Below are 18,065 nucleotides of genomic sequence, written 5' to 3'. Positions count from 1 at the left end.
ATTTTCACTCGTATTGCTCTACTTTGGCTGGCCATGCTGGTCGGTAGTGCTCACGCTGCTGATCCGTTGCTGATTACTCAGGGCACCGACCGTGCTACACCCATCGCTGTGGTGCCTTTTGGCTGGCAGGGTGGCAGTGTGTTACCCGAGGACATGTCTGAAATCATTGGCAATGACCTGCGCAACTCCGGCGTATTCGAGCCTATTCCACGACAGAACATGATCAGCCTGCCGACTCAGGCCGCTGAAGTGATCTACCGTGACTGGCAGGCCCTAGGCGCACAGTACGTGCTGGTCGGTAGTATTGTGCCGAACGCCGGTCGTCTGCAGGTGCAGTTTGCCTTGTTCAACGTGGCCACTCAGCAGCAGGTCATGACCGGCAGCGTGGGTGGTGGTGTCGATCAGCTTCGCGATATGGCGCACCATATCGCCGATCAATCCTACGAGAAGCTCACCGGCGTCAAAGGCGCGTTCTCGACTCGTATGCTGTATGTGACTGCCGAGCGTTTTGCGGTTAACAACACCCGTTACACCCTGCAGCGCTCCGACTATGACGGCGCCCGTGCCGTGACCCTGCTGCAATCTCGCGAGCCGATTCTATCGCCGTCGTTTGCCCCGGATGGTCGTCGCATTGCTTACGTCTCGTTCGAGCAGAAGCGTCCGCGCATTTTTGTGCAGCATATCGATACCGGTCGCCGTGAACAGGTCACCAATTTTGAGGGTCTGAATGGCGCACCAGCCTGGTCGCCGGACGGTAATCGCCTGGCGTTCGTTCTGTCCAAGGACGGCAATCCGGAAATTTATGTGATGGATATGGGTACTCGTCAGCTGCGCCGGGTAACCAATCAGGCATCCATCGATACCGAACCTTTCTGGGGCAAGGACGGTCAGACGTTGTACTTCACGTCAGATCGTTCGGGTAAACCACAAATCTACAAAACCAACATCAATGGTGGCTCGGCAGAGCGTGTGACCTTTATCGGTAACTACAACGCGAACCCTAAGCTTTCCGCTGATGAAAAGACCCTGGTCATGATTCACCGCCAGGATGGTTACACAGTGTTCAAGGTGGCGGCACAAGACCTGCAGCGCGGCAATTTGCGGATACTTTCAGACACCAGTCTGGATGAGTCGCCCACTGTTGCGCCCAATGGCACCATGGTAATCTACGCCACCCGCCAGCAGGGTCGGGGAGTCTTGGTATTAGCGTCCACCAATGGACGTGTGAGGCTCCCTCTTCCTACCGCTCAAGGCGAAGTTCGAGAGCCTTCTTGGTCCCCTTACCTGAACTGATGCGGCGTTACACCGTTGTTGTTTGAAATACTGCTTAACACACTGGGGTTCATTAGGAGTTACATGATGGAAATGCTGAAATTTGGTAAGTTCGCTGCACTGAGCTTGGCTCTCGCCGTAGCAGTAGGTTGTTCCTCGAAAGGCGGCGACGCTGCAGGCGAAGGCGCTACCGATCCTAACGCTGGCTATGACGCCAACAGCGGTATCGACAGCAGCCTGAGCGAAGAAGCTGCTCTGCGCGCTATCACCACCTTCTACTTCGAATACGACAGCTCCGACCTGAAGCCAGAGGCCATGCGCGCTCTGGACGTGCACGCCAAAGACCTGCAAGGCAATGGCGCTCGCGTAGTTCTGGAAGGCCACGCTGACGAGCGCGGTACTCGTGAATACAACATGGCTCTGGGCGAGCGTCGCGCCAAAGCTGTGCAGCGTTACCTGGTACTGCAGGGCGTTTCCCCGGCTCAACTGGAACTGGTTTCCTACGGTGAAGAGCGTGCAATCGCCACTGGTAACGACGAGTCCTCGTGGGCTCAAAACCGTCGCGTCGAACTGCGTAAGTAATTCGATATGCGTACGTGCCGCCGTGCTTTAACCGTTTTGGCGCTCAGCCTGCCGCTTGCGGCGTGGGCTGAGGTTCCCGTGGTAGATAACAATGCCGGTTACGGCAGCAGTTATCCGCCTGCTGGTTACGGTACGTCCGGCACCTCCGTCGCGACAGGGGCTGCGGCCCCTGTCACGGCGCAGGGCATGCTGTTCAACCAGTTACAGCAGATGCAACAAGAAATCGCGCAACTGCGCGGTACGCTGGAAGAGCAACAGAATGAAATTCAGCGTCTGAAACAAGAAAGCCTGGAGCGTTATCAGGATCTTGATCGACGTGTGAGTGGTGGTGCAGCAGGTGCTGCGACCGGCCAGAATTCTTCAGCTGCTGGCGCGATCAATGCCAGTGGTACACCTACTCCGCCAGCGGCGGGGCAGGCGCAAGCGTCGGCCAGCAATGAGCCGGCCGATCCAGCAAAGGAAAAACTGTTTTACGAAGCTGCCTTTGACCTGATCAAGGCTAAGGACTTCGACAAAGCCAGCCAGGCCTTTGCCGCCTTCCTGCGTAAATACCCGAACAGCCAGTACGCCGGCAACGCGCAGTATTGGCTGGGTGAGGTGAATTTGGCGCAGGGTGATCTGCAGGGGGCTGGCCAGGCCTTTGCGCGGGTTAGCCAGACCTATCCAAGTCACGCCAAGGTGCCTGACTCGCTGTTCAAACTTGCTGATGTCGAGCAGCGCCTGGGTAATAGCGACAAGGCCAAAGGTATTCTGCAGCAGGTCATTGCCCAGTACCCCGGTAGCTCGGCTGCTCAGCTGGCACAGCGTGATTTGCAGCGTTTACCTTAAGCGCTGAATGCTTGACCAAGAAACCCGCACTTTGTGCGGGTTTTTTATTGGCAGCCATTACTGTATTTCCCCGCTGGGTCCTTGCCGCGTAACGTTAAAATTTCTCCCATATTTTTACGACCAGTAATCCTGGTGGTGAGTATCGGGTCGCCGCCGCGGGATGTTAGGAATTTCACCCGGAATCTATTTCGTATACAATCCGCGCCCCTTTTCCCGCAACGGAGGCGGACAGCCTGTTTAGCTGTCACGCCCGTGGCTGATATGCAAAATACCCTGCGCATTACCGAGATTTTCTACTCGCTGCAGGGCGAGACGCGCACCGCTGGCTTGCCGACTGTGTTCGTTCGCCTGACCGGCTGTCCTCTGCGTTGCCAGTACTGTGACACCGCCTATGCCTTCAGCGGCGGCGAGATCATGTCCCTGGACGCCATTGTCGAGCAGGTTGCCGGCTATAAACCGCGCTACATCTGCGTAACCGGTGGTGAGCCGTTGGCCCAGCCCAACTGCGTTCCTCTGCTTAAGCGTCTGTGTGATGCCGGCTACGAGGTGTCGCTTGAAACCAGCGGCGCGCTGGATGTGTCGGCGGTCGATCCGCGGGTAAGTAAGGTCCTCGACCTGAAAACCCCGGGCTCGGCCGAGGTGACGCGTAACCGCTACGAGAATATCGATCTGTTGACGCCCAATGACCAGGTCAAGTTCGTGATCTGTTCCCGTGAGGACTATGACTGGGCGGTGAGCAAGCTGATCCAGTACCGCCTGGCTGAGCGCGTTAGCGAAGTGCTGATGTCGCCGAGTCACCATGAGCTGGATGCGCGCTCGCTGGCCGAGTGGATCATTGCCGACAACTTGCCGGTACGCCTGCAGATGCAGTTGCACAAGATTCTCTGGAATGATGAGCCGGGACATTGATATGAGCGATAAGAAAGCGGTAATCCTGCTATCCGGCGGCCTGGATTCGGCCACCGTGGTGGCGTTGGCCAAGGCCGATGGCTACAGCTGTTACACCATGAGTTTCGACTACGGCCAGCGGCATCGCTCCGAATTGCAGGCGGCTGAACAGGTGGCTCGGCAATTGGGAGTGGTCGAGCACAAGGTGATCGGCCTTAATCTCAATGGCATGGGTGGTTCTGCGCTGACTGATGCCAGCATCGAGGTGCCGGAAAGCCCGACCGAGGGCATCCCGGTGACCTACGTGCCGGCGCGCAATACCGTGTTCCTGTCGCTTGCGCTGGGTTGGGCTGAGGTGTTGGGTGCGCGGGATATCTTTATTGGCGTGAACGCGGTTGATTATTCCGGTTACCCGGATTGTCGCCCGGAGTTCATTGAGGCCTTTGAGCGCATGGCTAATCTGGCCACCAAGGCCGGTGTAGAAGGGCAGGGCTTCCGTATTCAGGCTCCACTACAGGCCATGAGCAAGGCCGAGATCGTCCAGGCAGGGGTTCAGCAGGGCGTTGATTACGCGCTGACGGTCTCCTGCTACCAGGCTGATGATCAGGGCCGCGCCTGCGGTAAATGTGACAGCTGTCGTCTGCGTGCAGCGGGCTTTGCAACCGCCGGGCTGGTAGATCCCACTCGTTATTTCTAAAAAGTTTTCGCGAAGTGTTGAATTTCTGAATTAAATCAGTATCATGCGCCTCGCGTCGGGTCGTTAGCTCAGTTGGTAGAGCAGTTGGCTTTTAACCAATTGGTCGTAGGTTCGAATCCCACACGACCCACCATATTTCCTTCTTAGGAAGGTCAAGAAAGCCTGAAAGTTCTGATTAAAAGAATTTTCGGGCTTTTTTTTATCTGTAACTTTTACCGCCTTTGGGGTGGTTGCAGGCTGCCTGCTCCGGCGCCCTCCAGGCGGGTATACTCGCTGCACTGAAAGCATATTCAGAGCCTGATGACATGACCCAGATTTCCGAACGCCTGCTCGTGCAAGCCCACCTTGATGCCAAGCAGCCCAAGCCGCTAACGCCCGAGCAAGAGGCTTTCTACCGTACAGAGATTGCTGCCGAGCTGAAAAAGCAGAATGCCGTACTGGTCGCGCACTACTACTGTGACCCGGTGCTGCAGGCCCTCGCCGAAGAAACTGGCGGCTGCGTTTCCGACTCGCTGGAAATGGCCCGCTTCGGCAATCAGCACCCGGCGCAGACCGTGCTGGTGGCCGGCGTAAAATTTATGGGCGAAACAGCGAAGATCCTCAATCCGGAAAAGCGCGTGCTCATGCCGACGCTTGAGGCGACCTGTTCGCTCGATCTGGGTTGTCCGGTGGAAGAATTCTCCGCGTTCTGCGATCAACACCCGCAGCGCACGGTGGTGGTGTATGCCAATACCTCGGCGGCGGTGAAGGCGCGCGCCGATTGGGTGGTGACCTCCAGTTGTGCGGTTGAGATCGTCGAGCACCTGATGGACAACGGCGAAAGCATCATCTGGGCGCCAGATCAGCACCTGGGTCGTTATATTCAGAACAAGACCGGCGCCGACATGCTGCTGTGGGACGGTGCCTGCATCGTCCACGAGGAGTTCAAGGCCAAGCAGTTGGAAGACATGAAGGCGCTATACCCGGACGCAGCTGTTCTGGTTCACCCCGAGTCGCCGACCGCAGTGATCGATCTGGCTGATGCCGTGGGCTCCACCAGTCAGCTGATCGCTGCTGCGCAGGCACTGCCGAACAAGACCTTTATCGTCGCCACCGATGCCGGCATCTTCTACAAGATGCAGCAGCTGTGTCCGGACAAGGAGTTTGTCGCCGCGCCGACCGCCGGCAACGGCGCGGCTTGCCGCAGCTGTGCGCATTGCCCATGGATGGCGATGAATACCCTGCAGCGCACCCTCGAGTGCCTGCGCGAGGGCAGTAACGAGATATTCGTCGACCCGGCCCTGATCCCCAAAGCGATCAAGCCGCTCAAGCGCATGCTCGACTTCACTCAGGCTGCGCGGCTCAAACTGAGTGGCAACGCCTAAGCGAGCGGCATAAAAAAGCCAGGCATTTGCCTGGCTTTTTCTTTTCTAGCACGGGCGACTCTAGCGCAGCATCTGTTCGATAATGCGCTGCTCCTCGATCAGCTCGCGCTGTCTGGCGTCGATGCGTGAGGCCAGTTGGAAGTTGTTACTGGCACGGCGTTTGGCGAAGTCGAGTTGCTCCAGGGCCTGGTTGTAGTCACCGACCAGGGCGAAGAATTCACCACGGGCTTGATGCAGGCCGATGGTGTTGCCGCTCAGGCCGCGCACCTCTGCCACCTGGTACCAGATGTCCGGATCTTTGCCGCGGGTTTTCAGCATCTCGTCGAGGGCGCGCTCGGCTTCCTGGGTGCGTACCTGTTTCATCAGCAGGTCAATATGCGCCTGGTTGACCGGGTAGTTGTTCGGGTAGAGGGTCAGCAGCCGGGTAACTCTGCTTTGCGCATCGCTCAGGCGATTGGCTGCCATGTCCAGTTCAACTTGCGCCAGGTTGTAGGTGACGTCGTTGGGTGAGCTTTCAAGCAATGGCTGCATGGTCTCAAGGGCCTGCTTGTACTGGCCGCTTTTGATCTGCGCAATGGCCAGGCCATAGCGGGCCGCTTCCATTTTTGGATTTTCGTCGAGCATGTTGCGAAAACGCTTGGCGGCGACGCCGGGAGTTTCTTCGTAAATCAATTGCACGCGTGCGCGCATCAGCTGATAGCGCACGCTGTCGGTGACACCTTTGGCGGTGTACTGCTCGGCGCGGTTGCGGGTGTCAGCGATACGCGACTCTGATACCGGGTGAGTGAGGAGGAATTCCGGCGGCTTGCGGTCGTAGCGGTACTGGCGCATCAAGCGCTCGAACATGCTGGGCATGGCGCGTGGGTCGAAGCCAGCTTTCTCCAGGTTGACCAGGCCGATGCGGTCGGCTTCCTGCTCGTTCTGCCGAGAGAAGCGCCGTTGTTCCTGCATGGCTGCTGCCTGGGTCGAAGCGATGGCCGCGATACCCAGGTCACCAGCGCCGGCCGCGGCAGCAATGATACCGGCGAGCATGCCGGCCATTACCGGGATCTGCATACGCTGCTGCGCTTCCAGGCCGCGGGCGAAGTGGCGTTGCGACAAGTGCGCCAGTTCGTGGGCCATAACCGAGGCGTATTCGGCTTCGGTCTGGGCGTACAGAAACAGGCCGCCGTTGACCCCAACAATCCCACCAGGTGCGGCAAAGGCGTTGATCTGCGGGCTATTGAGCAGGACGAACTCCAGGCGGCGATCCTGCAGCTGGCTGGTTTCGCTCAGGCGGTAGACGCTGGTTTCGACGAAGTCCTTGAGTTGCGGATCGTCGAGCTGGCTGACCTGACCGCGTACCAGGCTTAGCCAGGCACGGCCCAGTTGGTGTTCTTGCTGCGGGGAAACGATGGCGGAACTGGCATCGCCAAGGGAGGGCAGATCACTGGCCATGGCGGGGGCTGCCAGCAGGCAGGCCAGCGTCAACAGGGTAGGGCGCAGAAGGCTCATGCACAAAGCTCGTGTCGAACAAAGTCGCTACTGTAGCTGGCTGGCGGCTGTGCTGGCCAGGGTTGTGCGGCCTTGGGTATCCTTGCGGTCTTCCTGGAGTGGCTCAATGACTGATATGCAATGGCGTGCCGAAGACTTCGACGCGCAACTGGACGCCTGCGGGCTGAACTGCCCGCTACCTTTACTCAAGGCCAAGTTGGAGCTCAATCGCCTGGCCAGTGGCGCTGTGCTCAAGATAGAGGCCACCGATGCCGGCTCGCAGCGTGATTTCCGTGCCTTTGCCAGCCTGGCGGGGCATAGTCTGTTGCGTGAAGAAATCGATAATGGCGTGTACCGCTATTGGCTACGCAAAGCTTAGGATTTGCTGCGTTTGGTGCGGATTATGAGGCAGCCTTTATAGGTGCTGCCCAGGTAAGGAGTCACGATGTTCAAGGTGTTTCAAGACTGGCTGCATCGCTATTTTTCCGATGAACAGGCGGTGGTGCTGGCGGTGCTGCTGGTGGTCGGCTTCGCTGTCATCCTGACCCTAGGCGGCATGCTGGCTCCGGTACTGACCGGTATGGTGCTGGCGTTTTTGATGCAGGGTTTGGTCAATGCCTTTGAGCGTTTGCGCATCCCGCAGGTGGTGTCAGTATGGCTGGTGTTCACCCTCTTTATGAGCATGCTGGGGGTGTTTCTGTTGGTGCTGATGCCGTTGCTCTGGCGCCAGGTGATTACCCTGTTCAACGAGTTGCCGCGGATGCTGGGCGAGTGGCAGTCACTGTTTCTGTTGCTGCCGGAGCGCTACCCCACGCTGATTACCAATGAGCAGGTGTTGCAGCTGATTGAGGCCGTGCGGGGTGAGGCTGGAAGTGTCGGCCAGTCGGCGCTGTCGTTCTCGCTGTCCAGTTTGCCGATGTTGGTCAGCATCATGATCTACGTGGTGTTGGTGCCGATTCTGGTGTTCTTCTTTCTCAAGGATCGGGAGCTGATTGGTGTCTGGTTTCGCGGTTATCTGCCGCGTGAGCGGGCGCTGATTACTCAGGTGGCCGAGGAAATGAACAAGCAGATTGCCAACTATATCCGTGGCAAGGTGATCGAAATCATTATCTGCGGCGTGGTTACCTATATCGCCTTTGCTGCCCTGGGGCTTAACTATGCGGCGCTGCTGGCTTTGTTTGTCGGCCTGTCGGTGGTGGTGCCGTATATAGGTGCGGTGGTAGTGACGGTACCGGTAGCGCTGATTGGGCTGTTCCAGTGGGGCTTTGGTGACCAGTTCATTTACCTGATGGTGGTCTACGGGATCATCCAGGCGCTGGACGGCAACGTCCTGGTGCCGCTGCTGTTCTCCGAGGCGGTCAACCTTCATCCAGTGGCAATCATCTGCGCCGTGCTGCTGTTTGGCGGCATGTGGGGCTTCTGGGGGGTGTTCTTCGCTATTCCGCTGGCCACGCTGTTCAAAGCGGTGATCGACGCTTGGCCGCGCAGTGAGCAGATAGCGGCTGATTAATTTGGAGGCAATAAAAAGCCTGTCAATTGACCGGCTTTTTTACGCGCGCGATTCAGGCTTGATTCAGTGCCTGGGCTGCGGCTAGCACCGCTTCGACATGCCCGGGCACTTTCACCCCACGCCATTCCTGGCGCAGTACGCCGTCTTTATCGATCAGGAAGGTGCTGCGGTCGACGCCCAGGTATTCCTTGCCATAGAGCTTCTTCAGCTTGATCACATCGAACAGCTGGCAGACGGCTTCATCCTTGTCGGAAATCAGCTCGAAGGGGAATTCTTGTTTGCACTTGAAGTTCTCGTGGGATTTCAGGCTGTCGCGCGAGACACCGAAGATCAGCGTGTTGGCTGCTTGAAACGCCGGGAACTGATCACGAAAACCCTGGCCCTCGGTGGTGCAGCCCGGGGTGCTGTCCTTCGGGTAGAAGTAGATCACCACTTGCTGGCCCTTGAGTGCGGACAGCTTGAAGGTTTGGCCGCTGGTGGCCTCTGCCTGGAAGTCTGCAACCGGGGTGTCGAGTGCTACGGCCATAACGTGCTGCTCCTTTATGGGGTCTGTGGGCGCCAGGGTTCAATCAGCGCATCCAGGTTCAACGCATCAGCAAAGTCGAGGAACTGATCACGCAACCAACTAATCTGCGTGCCGGCTGGCAAGGTCACCGTCAGGGTGGCGTTGAGCATGGTGCCGCCAGTCTGCGGTGCCTGGTAGGTATCGCAGGTGAGGTTTTCCAGCTCGACGTGATGGTCGATAAAGAACTGGCACAGCTCATTGAGGATGTCCGGGCGATAGGCCGAACTGACATACGCCACATAAGGCAGCGCCTGTGGGCGGCTTTCCGAGGCGGCGCTGCGGATTACATTGACCGAGAAGCTGTGCTTCTTCGCCAGCGCTGGCAGGCTCGACTCCAGGCGCGCAAGGGCATCCCAGCTGCCGGATATCTGCAACACCAGTGCGCTGTACTCGCCATGCCGGCTCAGACGGGTGCTGACTACCGCGCAACGGTTCTCGTGGCTGGTGCGGCAGAGCACGTTGGTCAGCTCCATGGCGTTGGGGCCAAGGGCGCTAATAAGCAGGAATTGTTCGCGAACTAGTGGGGTGGACATGCAGCCTTCCTAAACGATAAGCGGTCGGCCTGCGTACACAGCGCCGATCAAAGCCCGAAGGGTAGCGAAAAGCACCGCTCAGGGGAATGCCGGCGCGGCTGGGTGGTGAGGAATGTGCCGCGTTTACCCAAGAAAGATTGTATACGCGTTGCATCACTGCCTCGGTACTTCGCTTGTGCAAGGCAGGTGGCCCCAGTACCATTACGGCTCTCTTTTTCCGGCAGGAGCGGTTGCATGATTGCGGGCAGTATGGTGGCACTGGTTACGCCCATGGATGCACAAGGTGGTCTTGATTGGGACAGCCTGAGCAAACTGGTGGATTTCCACCTGCAGGAGGGCACCAATGCCATCGTCGCAGTCGGCACTACCGGCGAGTCGGCGACTCTTGAGGTGCCTGAACACATCGAAGTGATCAGGCGCATCGTCGATCAGGTCGCCGGGCGCATTCCGGTCATCGCCGGCACCGGTGGTAACTCCACCCGAGAATCGGTCGAATTGACCCGCGCCGCCAAAGATGTCGGCGCCGATGCCTGCCTGTTGGTCACCCCGTATTACAACAAGCCGACTCAGGAAGGCCTGTACCTGCACTTTCGCCACATCGCCGAGTCGGTGGCCATCCCGCAGATCCTCTACAACGTCCCGGGCCGGACGGTCTGCGACATGCTGCCTGAGACGGTTGAGCGCCTGGCCAAGATCGACAACATCATTGGGATCAAGGAAGCCACTGGCGACCTGCAGCGCGGCCAGGAAGTACTGGATCGCGTAAGCAAGGACTTCCTCGTCTATTCCGGTGATGACGCCACCGCCGTCGAGCTGATGCTGATGGGTGGTAAGGGCAATATCTCGGTAACCGCCAACGTCGCCCCGCGCGCCATGAGCGATCTGTGCGCCGCTGCTATGCGCGGTGAAGCAGCGATTGCCCGTGCGATCAACGACCGCCTGATGCCACTGCACAAGGCGCTGTTTATCGAATCCAACCCGATTCCGGTGAAATGGGCTCTGCATGAAGTGGGTTTGATGCCGGACGGTATCCGTCTGCCACTGACCTGGCTCAGCCCGCGTTGTCATGAACCGCTGCGTCAGGCCCTGCGCCAGTCCGGCGTATTGGTTTAATTGAGGAATTACTACGCATGAAGCGACTCACCGGACTCTCCGCCCTGGCCCTGATCATCGCTGGTACTAGCGGTTGTGGCTGGATTTATGGCGAAAACGGTTATTTCCGTGACCGTGGCAGCGACTACCTCGAAGCCCGTCAGACGGCCACGATGCAAATCCCGCCAAACGTCGACGCCAAGCGCATCGACCCATTGCTGCCCGTGCCGCAGCAGGTCGCGACTACCACCGATACCGGTGAATTTATCGTGCCACGCCCGCAAGCCCTGGCTGAAGCGGGTGATGCCAGCGAGTTCAGCCTGCAAAAGAGCGGCGAGTCGCGCTGGGTCGTGGCGCAGCGCGTGCCGGCAGAAGTCTGGCCCGTGGCGCGTCAGTTCTTTGCTGACAACGGTTTTCAGATTGCAGAAGAGCGTCCGCAAACGGGCGAATTCAGCACTTCCTGGCAGCGTTTTGATGCCCTGTCCGAGTCCATGGCGCGTCGTCTGAGCAGCCGTGTATCCGGCGTCAATCCAGATGCTGAAACCCGTGTGCGGGTGCGCATCGAGCCAGGCGTGCAGCGCAATACCAGCGAAATTTTCGTGGTCAGCGCCGAGCGTCCTGCTGGCAGCACTGCCGATGTCGCCTTCACCAACCGCAGCAGCAATCCAAGCCTGGATGCCGCGCTGCTGGATGAAATGCTCGTGACCCTGGCGCGCAGCGCCGAGCAGGGTGGCTCGGTCTCATTGCTGGCCGCCCGTGATTACGATGCACCGAATCGCGTCAGCCTGTCCGAAGACGGCAACGGTAATCCGGTGCTGAGCCTGGGTGCTGATTTCGACCGCGCCTGGTCCGGCGTGGGTCGCTCCCTGGAAATGGCCGATGTGCGTATCGACGACATCAACCGCAGCCTGGGCGTGTACTACATCAACCTCGCCGAACGCGCGCAGAAGCCGGACGACAAGCCTGGTTTCTTCGGTAGCGTGTTTGGCAGCGCGCCAAGCAAAGAAGAGATCGACGCCCGCGCCGAGCGCTATCAGGTTCGCCTGACCGCCGTTGGCGACAGCGTGCAGGTCACCGTGGAAAAAGACCTCAACACCATTGCCCCGTCCGATGTGGCGCGCAAGGTGCTGGACCTGATCCAGGAAAACCTTGGCTGACAGCAGGCAACTGCTGCACCGGCAATATCAATAGGCGAAACCCGGCGGGTTTCGCCTGTTTTGTTTACCAAAGGCGGAAATTCCGACATGAGCACAGCCACCATCCTGAGCCTGAAGAAAATCTATTCGGGCAAAGTCCGTGATCTATACGAGATCGACGACAAACGCATGCTGATGGTCGCCACCGACCGCCTTTCGGCATTCGACGTGATCCTCAACGAGCCGATCCCGGACAAGGGCAAGATTCTCACCGCCATCTCCAATTTCTGGTTCGACAAACTCAAGGATCTGGTGCCCAACCACTTCACTGGCGACAAGGTCGAAGACATCGTACCTGCGGCAGAGTTACACCTCGTCGAAGGCCGCGCAGTGGTCGCCAAGCGCCTTAAGCCGGTCGCGGTGGAAGCTATCGTACGTGGCTATATCGTTGGCTCAGGCTGGAAGGAATACCAGAAGAGCGGCACCGTCTGCGGCATTCGACTGCCAGCGGGCCTCAATGAGGCGGCCAAACTGCCGCAGCCGATCTTCACCCCCTCGACCAAGGCCGCCGTTGGCGACCACGACGAGAACATCAGTTTTGAGCAGTGCGAAGCGATCATCGGCGCAGAACTGGCCGCTAAAGTGCGCGAAACCTCCATTGCCCTGTACAGCGCAGCGGTGGAATACGCAGCCACGCGCGGCATCATCATCGCCGACACCAAGTTCGAATTCGGCCTGGACGAAGACGGCACCCTGACTCTGATGGACGAAGCCCTAACGCCAGACTCGAGCCGCTTCTGGCCAGCGGACAGCTATGTAGAAGGCAAGAACCCGCCAAGCTTCGACAAACAGTTTGTGCGTGACTGGCTGGAATCCACCGGCTGGAACAAAGAGCCCCCAGCCCCAGCAGTGCCCGCCGACGTCGCGCAGAAAACCGCCGACAAATACCGCGAAGCCCTGACCCGACTGACTGACTAAGTGGGTGCAGTACGCAGGTAACCGCGACACATAGGGGCGCTACGGCGCCCCTTTTTGTTGGTTTTGACTTACACCGAGCGTTCGATATGTTTTGACCAACCCGAAACGTAAAAGCCCCTGACTTTGCTGGAAAGTCAGGGGCTTCAGTACTGCTATATGGCGAGAAGATAGGGATTTGAACCCGTCTGTGAGCGTTTCAGTTCATGCCAAACCCGCTCAATTCGCGGCTTCGGCTCCCTTCATCGGCTCGTTTCGGCTCAATTCGTCGCAGTGTTTTCGACACTTTTTCGACACAAGCCGCTCTATACAATATTCAGCAGCTGCTCACCCAGCCCCTTCAACGAGTACCAATTGGCATGTTTGACATTTGCAGTTGAATCACTCGAGACCTGGCGGCACTATCCTTTAGCTAATGGAATCGCAGGATAGGTAGCATTACAGGGAGTGACTGAATATGAGCGGAAAACCTGCTGCACGTTTAACTGACCCAACCTCATGCCCCATCCCAGGCCATGGCGTAAACCCCATAGCCAAAGGCTCTCCAGATGTCTTGTTCAACGGCTTGCCTGCTGCAAGGCTAAGTGACCCGTCTGCATGTGGTGCGGCTCTATCTGGCAACGTCGCTGGCACAGTGTTTATTAACGGTCTGAACGCGACCACTCTTGGAAGCATACTTAATCATGGCGGCACCGTTATAGCTGGCTCAGGCGACATCCTGATCGGCAATAGCGTAGTCACGGCTCCGTTCATTGCTCCCGCTCCGCTGAACATCCAATCTGCAAATTGGATCAACTTCACCATATCGGCACCAGAAAGCTACAGCGGCCTATCCTGCACGGCGCATTTTGATGACGGTTCATCCTTGTCTGGCGTATTCGATGACAAAAACCAAGTTCGGTTTATGCCTACAGGCAAAGTCTGCCAGCGCCTTGAATATGGAATTAAAGAGTCTGCTGAATATCCTTCTGTCGTGAGCGACCTACTTAAAAATATTCTTGGATAAGGATCATCCATGTCAGGCACACCAGAAACTGTAGGGATTTTCCCTATAAAGAATGACCATGCACTAAATCAATCCCCTTTAGACATTGCCATTGCAGCAATGGAAGGTGCGGCAACTCGATTTGCTATGGATGCAATAAATGACGCAAACGTTCGCACGAGTTACATGTCAAATATTTCCCGCATATCGAAACAAGCAAAACTCGATGTCTTAGCAGGCAAAATAAGCTCACTCGAGGCAGTAGAGTACTGCTACGAAATGCGCAATAAAATAATGGCTGAGCACCGTAAATTCACATCGGTTCAGGGTTTGGCCAAAGCTGAGCAACTAAAAAAGACACCACCTACTCAAGCACAGCTTTTCGATAAATATGCACAAAAGAAGTTTGAACTAGATTACGAGCGATTGACCCAAAACCAAAAGAGTCAAATACACTATGAAATCATAGAGTCATCTGGTCGAGACAACGCCGTAATTTCCAAGGGTACGCAGCGTATGCGCATCATGGGAAAAGTAGGGATTCTTGTTACCGCCACTTTAGCAGCCTATGAAATACTCAACGCAAACAACAAAGTTAAAGAAACCGCAAAGCAAGGCATAATCATCGGCGGTGGTGCAGCTGGTGGGTTTCTCGCGGGGCTCGGCGTCTCAGCACTTTGTGGCCCAGGTGCTCCTGTGTGTGCCCTTGCTGTGATACTGGTAGGTGGTGCTGTAGGTGGCGTCGCTGGCAGTTATGTAGCTGATGCTCTAGATGAAGAGCTAGAGGAGTTCTCTCATTGGGAAATATTCTAAGTCAAGCCGACCGTAGCCTTGTACACCGCGCGCTCTCAGATGCATTTGTTGACAATGAAGTCGATTACAGCGATATCGCCAAGCGAATAAAAGCTTTCGACTCTAAAATCGTCGAACATATTTTTTTCTATGAAGTTGCACCTGTATGCCACTCCAACCTAGAAACACCTGTGCCACCTATATGGACTGGTTTCGATAATGAGTGGCTAGATCTAGAAATAGAGAAACTACTGGCGTCTCGCAGCAAAAGCCACTTCCAGCGCTTCAAACAAAACCTGCTAATCACTACGCTAAAGTGGAAGTACGCTGACACGTGGAACGCTATAAGAAACTCAGGTTAGCCTAGCACTATCCCATCGGGCTAAAGCTACTCGCCGCAGAGCAATAGCGCTGCTCCATACGGCTACTACGATCCTTGCGATCATTATCGTGTTTAGCACGCCATGTTCTGCATTCTTCGTGATAGTGCTGCTTAGCAGCCTTTCTGCACTCGCGGTAGTCGATTGAGCCGCGGCGGTGGTTGGCGCAAACGCTGGTGCTGTCGATGTAATTATTAACGGTCACCCACTCTGCTAGGTAGTTCGTACCACCATTCCAACCCTTAATCCATTTAGCAGTCTGTTCGCGCCTTACAGGCTTCGATCTTCTTTCGTTGCTGGTGCTGGCTGGTGCAACCTGCTTATAGGCTGTAGGTGTGAAGACGTTGGCCGGTTGCTTGGGTGTGTAGTTGTCGTCATTGAATGAATTCTGTCCCGGCGCTATCGCTGCTTGCTGCTCAGACCATTCAATATCCGCCTGGCTAGGCGATGGCTGGGCAACCTGTGGGGCGGGCTCGAAAGGCGCTGGGGCCTCTTGGATGGGTTGCAGGGGTTCGTTGTAGGTTTGGGCTGGCTGCTCGCTGAATACCGGCTGGCCACCAACGCGGATGGCCTGTTTAAGCTGGTTAACGTCGATGACGATTGGCTTGGAAAATAGTGCGATCAGCCCCCATGTGATCGCTGAGCCAACGCCCAGGATGACGACCATACGCCATGGGGATTGCTTCTTGTTGTTGCGTATATAGTCCGGTGCATCATCCCAGTCAGACTTCATGCCAGCCTCCTTGCTGTCGACCTAGTTTACAAATGTTGCCTTAACTCGCTTGGACACCATCATATATGGAACCCAGATCGCAATAATTATTGCCGTCCTAGCCAGCTCAACAAGCGTTTCTTTGTCGAAGAGCGGGTCTTCAGGAAATAGAAGATTAAAAACAAAAGAATCTATAAGTATAAAGAAGAATGTAAATAACAATATTCCGATATAGAACCTTTTAAAAAATCTACTTTTTGAAAAAAACAGAAACCCTACACCCACCCAGGCAGCGACAAGCATGCATATTAAATGCAAGCTCAGCGTATATCAATGGCAGGTAACCTGGAATGTAGTAATCAGTACCTGGCGTATAAAGCAGCTTGTACTCATCATTCGAGAAAAATTCCAGATACAACGGCAGATAGGTTTTAACTATTTTGAAAGGACTAATAATAATCCCGAGCCCCACCAAAATTAGCCACCCGCCTAGACCTTCGTACTTCTTTTCCTCTGACATGATCATTCCTTTGAATAATTAATTATTTCGCAGTGCTGCGTTATTGGTTTTAGTGCAATTAATAGACGGTACAGCGTTGCCGCTGGCCGCCAACACGGATGGCTTGTTTAAGCTGGTTAACGTCGATGACGATTGGCTTGGCAAATAGCGCGATCAGCCCCCATGTGATCGCTGAGCCAACGCCCAGGATGACGACCGTACGCCACCGGGATTGCTTCTTGTTGTTGCGTATATAGTCCGGTGCATCATCCCAGTCAGACTTCATGCTAGCCTCCTTGCCATTACCTAAAATAAATCTGCCCCTTTATGATTACTAGGATTCAGTATTAGGTAAGTAAAACAACTCGGCAGCACTTAGTTGCTTAAGCAATTTCTCTTTCTCACTGGGCAACTCTTTATCTATTGCTTTAACAATAGCATCCCTAATCCCCGAAGCTAGACACTCATTTACCCAACTGACAGTGTAAGGATTTGAAGTCGCATTCCCGTATATTGACATCAACCCAACCGCATCCATGCACCTAACGAAGAAATTTGCACTACTTGAGTTTAGTGGAGAAACAAACTCAACCATCTCCTTCATCACCACTTGTTTTTTTGCCTTATGTGCTAAAACAAAGCAATATGCAGCTATTAATTCAACTGGAGCAGACCTTTTATAAAATCGCTCTATCGTCTTGCTTCCCAAAGCAGTTTTGGCCTGTTCTTTATTACTATTAAGCTCAGAATTTTGCTTATCCGATGAGAACGCATCAGCAATTTTTATCTCTAACTCATCAAACTTTTTTGGAAACCCTGATATTAATAAATGCATTGAGTCATTTTTTTCTCCCATCGACTCCAATAGTTTCGCAAACTCTGAAAGCCCTTTCCTCATATCAGTAGAAACAACTTCCATGGACTGTAAATTCAAACGCCCCATCGACTCAATATCTTTAGCTAAAGCAACATACTCACCAACTGACTTGTTAGTCTTACTAACCTCATCTGAAATAGACCCTATACTCCCGAGGCTATTTGATATTGAGCTATTCGATACAAAAGAATAAAAAATTGCCACCACCCCGAGCAACAAGGATGTAATAGTGGCGGCGTTACTTAAATAACTTGTAAAGCCTTCCTTCCCAGTCCAACGATCAGTAGCCACTGCAACAAGGATCATCGCCATCATCAATAGCCAATAGCGATAATGAACAGTAGATTTACATTCTTGACTCACGGCTTCCTCTCCAGCATAGATATCCTGATGTTTACCACCACAACTATTTCGTTTCTTTATTCTGAGCGAGATGGTTACTCTTATTTATCACCCTCATTATTCAGTTAGTCTCGCCACCTATCTTTTTGGCGTACCAGCGCCTAGCTACTTCCGCTGTAATCGCTATCCCGCGTTTTGATTGGGCAAGTTTGAATTGGCTTCATCGTACTCAGGACTTCTGTGGCCGTTCTCAGGCTCAATCCTTCCACTGACAAGCCACAAGGCATACTCAGGAAACGCTTCAGCAAGAATGCCTACTTCCTCCGTTCCAATCCTGATCTTGTTGCTGCTTATATTTCTCCAGCGGTCATAGTTCTTTCCGCCTTTCTCGCTCAATCGCTTTGGGCCTACCACCCGTATCAATTGAAGCGCTCTATCTTTCACGGCATCCATATAGAAATCTTTTCTCTCGCGTAACCTTTACGCAGGCATCGCCATGTGTAATATTTACGCCGTGTAATATTTACGCAGAAAATCTGCACGCCAATGACACGAATAGTGAC

General features: G+C 55.2%; 22 protein-coding genes and 1 tRNA gene. 14 read left to right on the top strand and 9 right to left on the bottom strand.

All coding sequences use genetic code 11. The annotated features are described in order from the left end of the window. Positions 1 to 33: 33 nt before the first annotated feature. The 7 genes from tolB to nadA all read left to right on the top strand — a co-directional run bounded on the left by tolB (position 34) and on the right by nadA (position 5,631). Positions 34 to 1,293, top strand: coding sequence for a Tol-Pal system beta propeller repeat protein TolB (gene tolB / locus ACIGEK_RS13100; RefSeq protein WP_397494016.1), 1,260 nt, complete (start codon positions 34 to 36; stop codon positions 1,291 to 1,293). Between the two features lie 66 nt (positions 1,294 to 1,359). Next, a complete protein-coding gene (gene pal, locus ACIGEK_RS13095; protein ID WP_397493726.1) occupies positions 1,360 to 1,854 on the top strand; it encodes a peptidoglycan-associated lipoprotein Pal in 495 nt (164 codons plus the stop codon). Positions 1,855 to 1,860: 6 nt separating this feature from the next. Further along, positions 1,861 to 2,682, top strand: a complete 822-nt coding sequence (gene ybgF / locus ACIGEK_RS13090; protein ID WP_397493725.1) for a tol-pal system protein YbgF — start codon at positions 1,861 to 1,863, stop codon at positions 2,680 to 2,682. Between the two features lie 261 nt (positions 2,683 to 2,943). Then, entirely contained in the window at positions 2,944 to 3,591 is a 648-nt protein-coding gene (gene queE / locus ACIGEK_RS13085; RefSeq protein WP_397493724.1) for a 7-carboxy-7-deazaguanine synthase QueE, read from the top strand. A 1-nt stretch (position 3,592) separates the two neighbouring features. Further along, positions 3,593 to 4,267, top strand: a complete 675-nt coding sequence (queC, locus tag ACIGEK_RS13080; RefSeq protein WP_397493723.1) for a 7-cyano-7-deazaguanine synthase QueC — start codon at positions 3,593 to 3,595, stop codon at positions 4,265 to 4,267. Positions 4,268 to 4,324: 57 nt separating this feature from the next. Beyond that, a tRNA-Lys gene (locus tag ACIGEK_RS13075) sits at positions 4,325 to 4,400 on the top strand. A gap of 172 nt (positions 4,401 to 4,572) precedes the next feature. Next, positions 4,573 to 5,631: a quinolinate synthase NadA gene (gene nadA, locus ACIGEK_RS13070; protein WP_397493722.1), complete on the top strand. Its 1,059-nt coding sequence runs from the start codon at positions 4,573 to 4,575 to the stop codon at positions 5,629 to 5,631. 60 nt (positions 5,632 to 5,691) lie between these two features. Here the strand turns inward: nadA and ACIGEK_RS13065 are convergent, their stop codons facing one another. Continuing rightward, positions 5,692 to 7,125: a M48 family metalloprotease gene (locus tag ACIGEK_RS13065; RefSeq protein ID WP_397493721.1), complete on the bottom strand. Its 1,434-nt coding sequence runs from the start codon at positions 7,123 to 7,125 to the stop codon at positions 5,692 to 5,694. Between the two features lie 106 nt (positions 7,126 to 7,231). On the opposite strand from ACIGEK_RS13065, the gene ACIGEK_RS13060 reads away from it, so the two are divergent. Together ACIGEK_RS13060 and ACIGEK_RS13055 are read left to right on the top strand one after the other, a co-directional pair. Then, positions 7,232 to 7,483 carry a sulfurtransferase TusA family protein gene (locus ACIGEK_RS13060; RefSeq protein ID WP_397493720.1) on the top strand — a complete coding sequence of 84 codons (252 nt, stop codon included), beginning with the start codon at positions 7,232 to 7,234 and terminating at the stop codon, positions 7,481 to 7,483. A 66-nt stretch (positions 7,484 to 7,549) separates the two neighbouring features. Next, a complete protein-coding gene (locus tag ACIGEK_RS13055; protein ID WP_397493719.1) occupies positions 7,550 to 8,614 on the top strand; it encodes an AI-2E family transporter in 1,065 nt (354 codons plus the stop codon). Positions 8,615 to 8,666: 52 nt separating this feature from the next. On the opposite strand, the gene ACIGEK_RS13050 is transcribed toward ACIGEK_RS13055, so the two are convergent. Both ACIGEK_RS13050 and ACIGEK_RS13045 read right to left on the bottom strand, forming a co-directional pair. After that, on the bottom strand, positions 8,667 to 9,140 hold the full coding sequence (locus ACIGEK_RS13050; protein ID WP_397493718.1) for a peroxiredoxin: 474 nt from the start codon (positions 9,138 to 9,140) through the stop codon (positions 8,667 to 8,669). Positions 9,141 to 9,154: 14 nt separating this feature from the next. Then, positions 9,155 to 9,712 carry a glycine cleavage system protein R gene (locus ACIGEK_RS13045; protein WP_397493717.1) on the bottom strand — a complete coding sequence of 186 codons (558 nt, stop codon included), beginning with the start codon at positions 9,710 to 9,712 and terminating at the stop codon, positions 9,155 to 9,157. A 234-nt stretch (positions 9,713 to 9,946) separates the two neighbouring features. Between ACIGEK_RS13045 and dapA the strand changes: the two genes are divergently transcribed. The 5 genes from dapA to ACIGEK_RS13020 all read left to right on the top strand — a co-directional run bounded on the left by dapA (position 9,947) and on the right by ACIGEK_RS13020 (position 14,713). Next, a complete protein-coding gene (gene dapA / locus ACIGEK_RS13040; RefSeq protein ID WP_397493716.1) occupies positions 9,947 to 10,825 on the top strand; it encodes a 4-hydroxy-tetrahydrodipicolinate synthase in 879 nt (292 codons plus the stop codon). A gap of 17 nt (positions 10,826 to 10,842) precedes the next feature. Then, a complete protein-coding gene (gene bamC / locus ACIGEK_RS13035; protein ID WP_397493715.1) occupies positions 10,843 to 11,961 on the top strand; it encodes an outer membrane protein assembly factor BamC in 1,119 nt (372 codons plus the stop codon). An 87-nt stretch (positions 11,962 to 12,048) separates the two neighbouring features. After that, entirely contained in the window at positions 12,049 to 12,918 is an 870-nt protein-coding gene (locus tag ACIGEK_RS13030; protein WP_397493714.1) for a phosphoribosylaminoimidazolesuccinocarboxamide synthase, read from the top strand. Positions 12,919 to 13,372: 454 nt separating this feature from the next. After that, on the top strand, positions 13,373 to 13,921 hold the full coding sequence (locus ACIGEK_RS13025; RefSeq protein WP_397493713.1) for a PAAR domain-containing protein: 549 nt from the start codon (positions 13,373 to 13,375) through the stop codon (positions 13,919 to 13,921). A 9-nt stretch (positions 13,922 to 13,930) separates the two neighbouring features. Continuing rightward, a complete protein-coding gene (locus tag ACIGEK_RS13020; protein ID WP_397493711.1) occupies positions 13,931 to 14,713 on the top strand; it encodes a hypothetical protein in 783 nt (260 codons plus the stop codon). A 348-nt stretch (positions 14,714 to 15,061) separates the two neighbouring features. Here the strand turns inward: ACIGEK_RS13020 and ACIGEK_RS13015 are convergent, their stop codons facing one another. From ACIGEK_RS13015 to ACIGEK_RS12990, 6 genes are all read right to left on the bottom strand, one after another. Next, the gene (locus ACIGEK_RS13015; RefSeq protein WP_397493710.1) at positions 15,062 to 15,805 is read right to left on the bottom strand and encodes a hypothetical protein; all 744 of its coding nucleotides are present in this window, start codon (positions 15,803 to 15,805) and stop codon (positions 15,062 to 15,064) included. A 21-nt stretch (positions 15,806 to 15,826) separates the two neighbouring features. Next, a complete protein-coding gene (locus ACIGEK_RS13010; RefSeq protein ID WP_397493709.1) occupies positions 15,827 to 16,087 on the bottom strand; it encodes a DUF2569 family protein in 261 nt (86 codons plus the stop codon). Beyond that, positions 16,035 to 16,304, bottom strand: a complete 270-nt coding sequence (locus ACIGEK_RS13005; protein ID WP_397493708.1) for a DUF2569 family protein — start codon at positions 16,302 to 16,304, stop codon at positions 16,035 to 16,037. The genes ACIGEK_RS13010 and ACIGEK_RS13005 overlap by 53 nt, the downstream gene beginning before the upstream one ends. Before the next feature lie 58 nt (positions 16,305 to 16,362). Next, positions 16,363 to 16,569 carry a hypothetical protein gene (locus ACIGEK_RS13000; protein WP_397493707.1) on the bottom strand — a complete coding sequence of 69 codons (207 nt, stop codon included), beginning with the start codon at positions 16,567 to 16,569 and terminating at the stop codon, positions 16,363 to 16,365. Positions 16,570 to 16,617: 48 nt separating this feature from the next. Continuing rightward, positions 16,618 to 17,523: a hypothetical protein gene (locus ACIGEK_RS12995; protein ID WP_397493706.1), complete on the bottom strand. Its 906-nt coding sequence runs from the start codon at positions 17,521 to 17,523 to the stop codon at positions 16,618 to 16,620. 162 nt (positions 17,524 to 17,685) lie between these two features. Then, on the bottom strand, positions 17,686 to 17,955 hold the full coding sequence (locus ACIGEK_RS12990; RefSeq protein WP_397493705.1) for a DNA-binding protein: 270 nt from the start codon (positions 17,953 to 17,955) through the stop codon (positions 17,686 to 17,688). Positions 17,956 to 18,065: the final 110 nt, after the last annotated feature.

This window comes from Pseudomonas sp. NPDC079086, assembly GCF_044542155.1.
In the GTDB taxonomy this organism is placed as follows: Bacteria; Pseudomonadota; Gammaproteobacteria; order Pseudomonadales; family Pseudomonadaceae; genus Aquipseudomonas.
The sequence above is the reverse complement of the archived record's forward strand: the minus strand, read 5'-3'. Positions and strand labels throughout refer to the sequence as shown.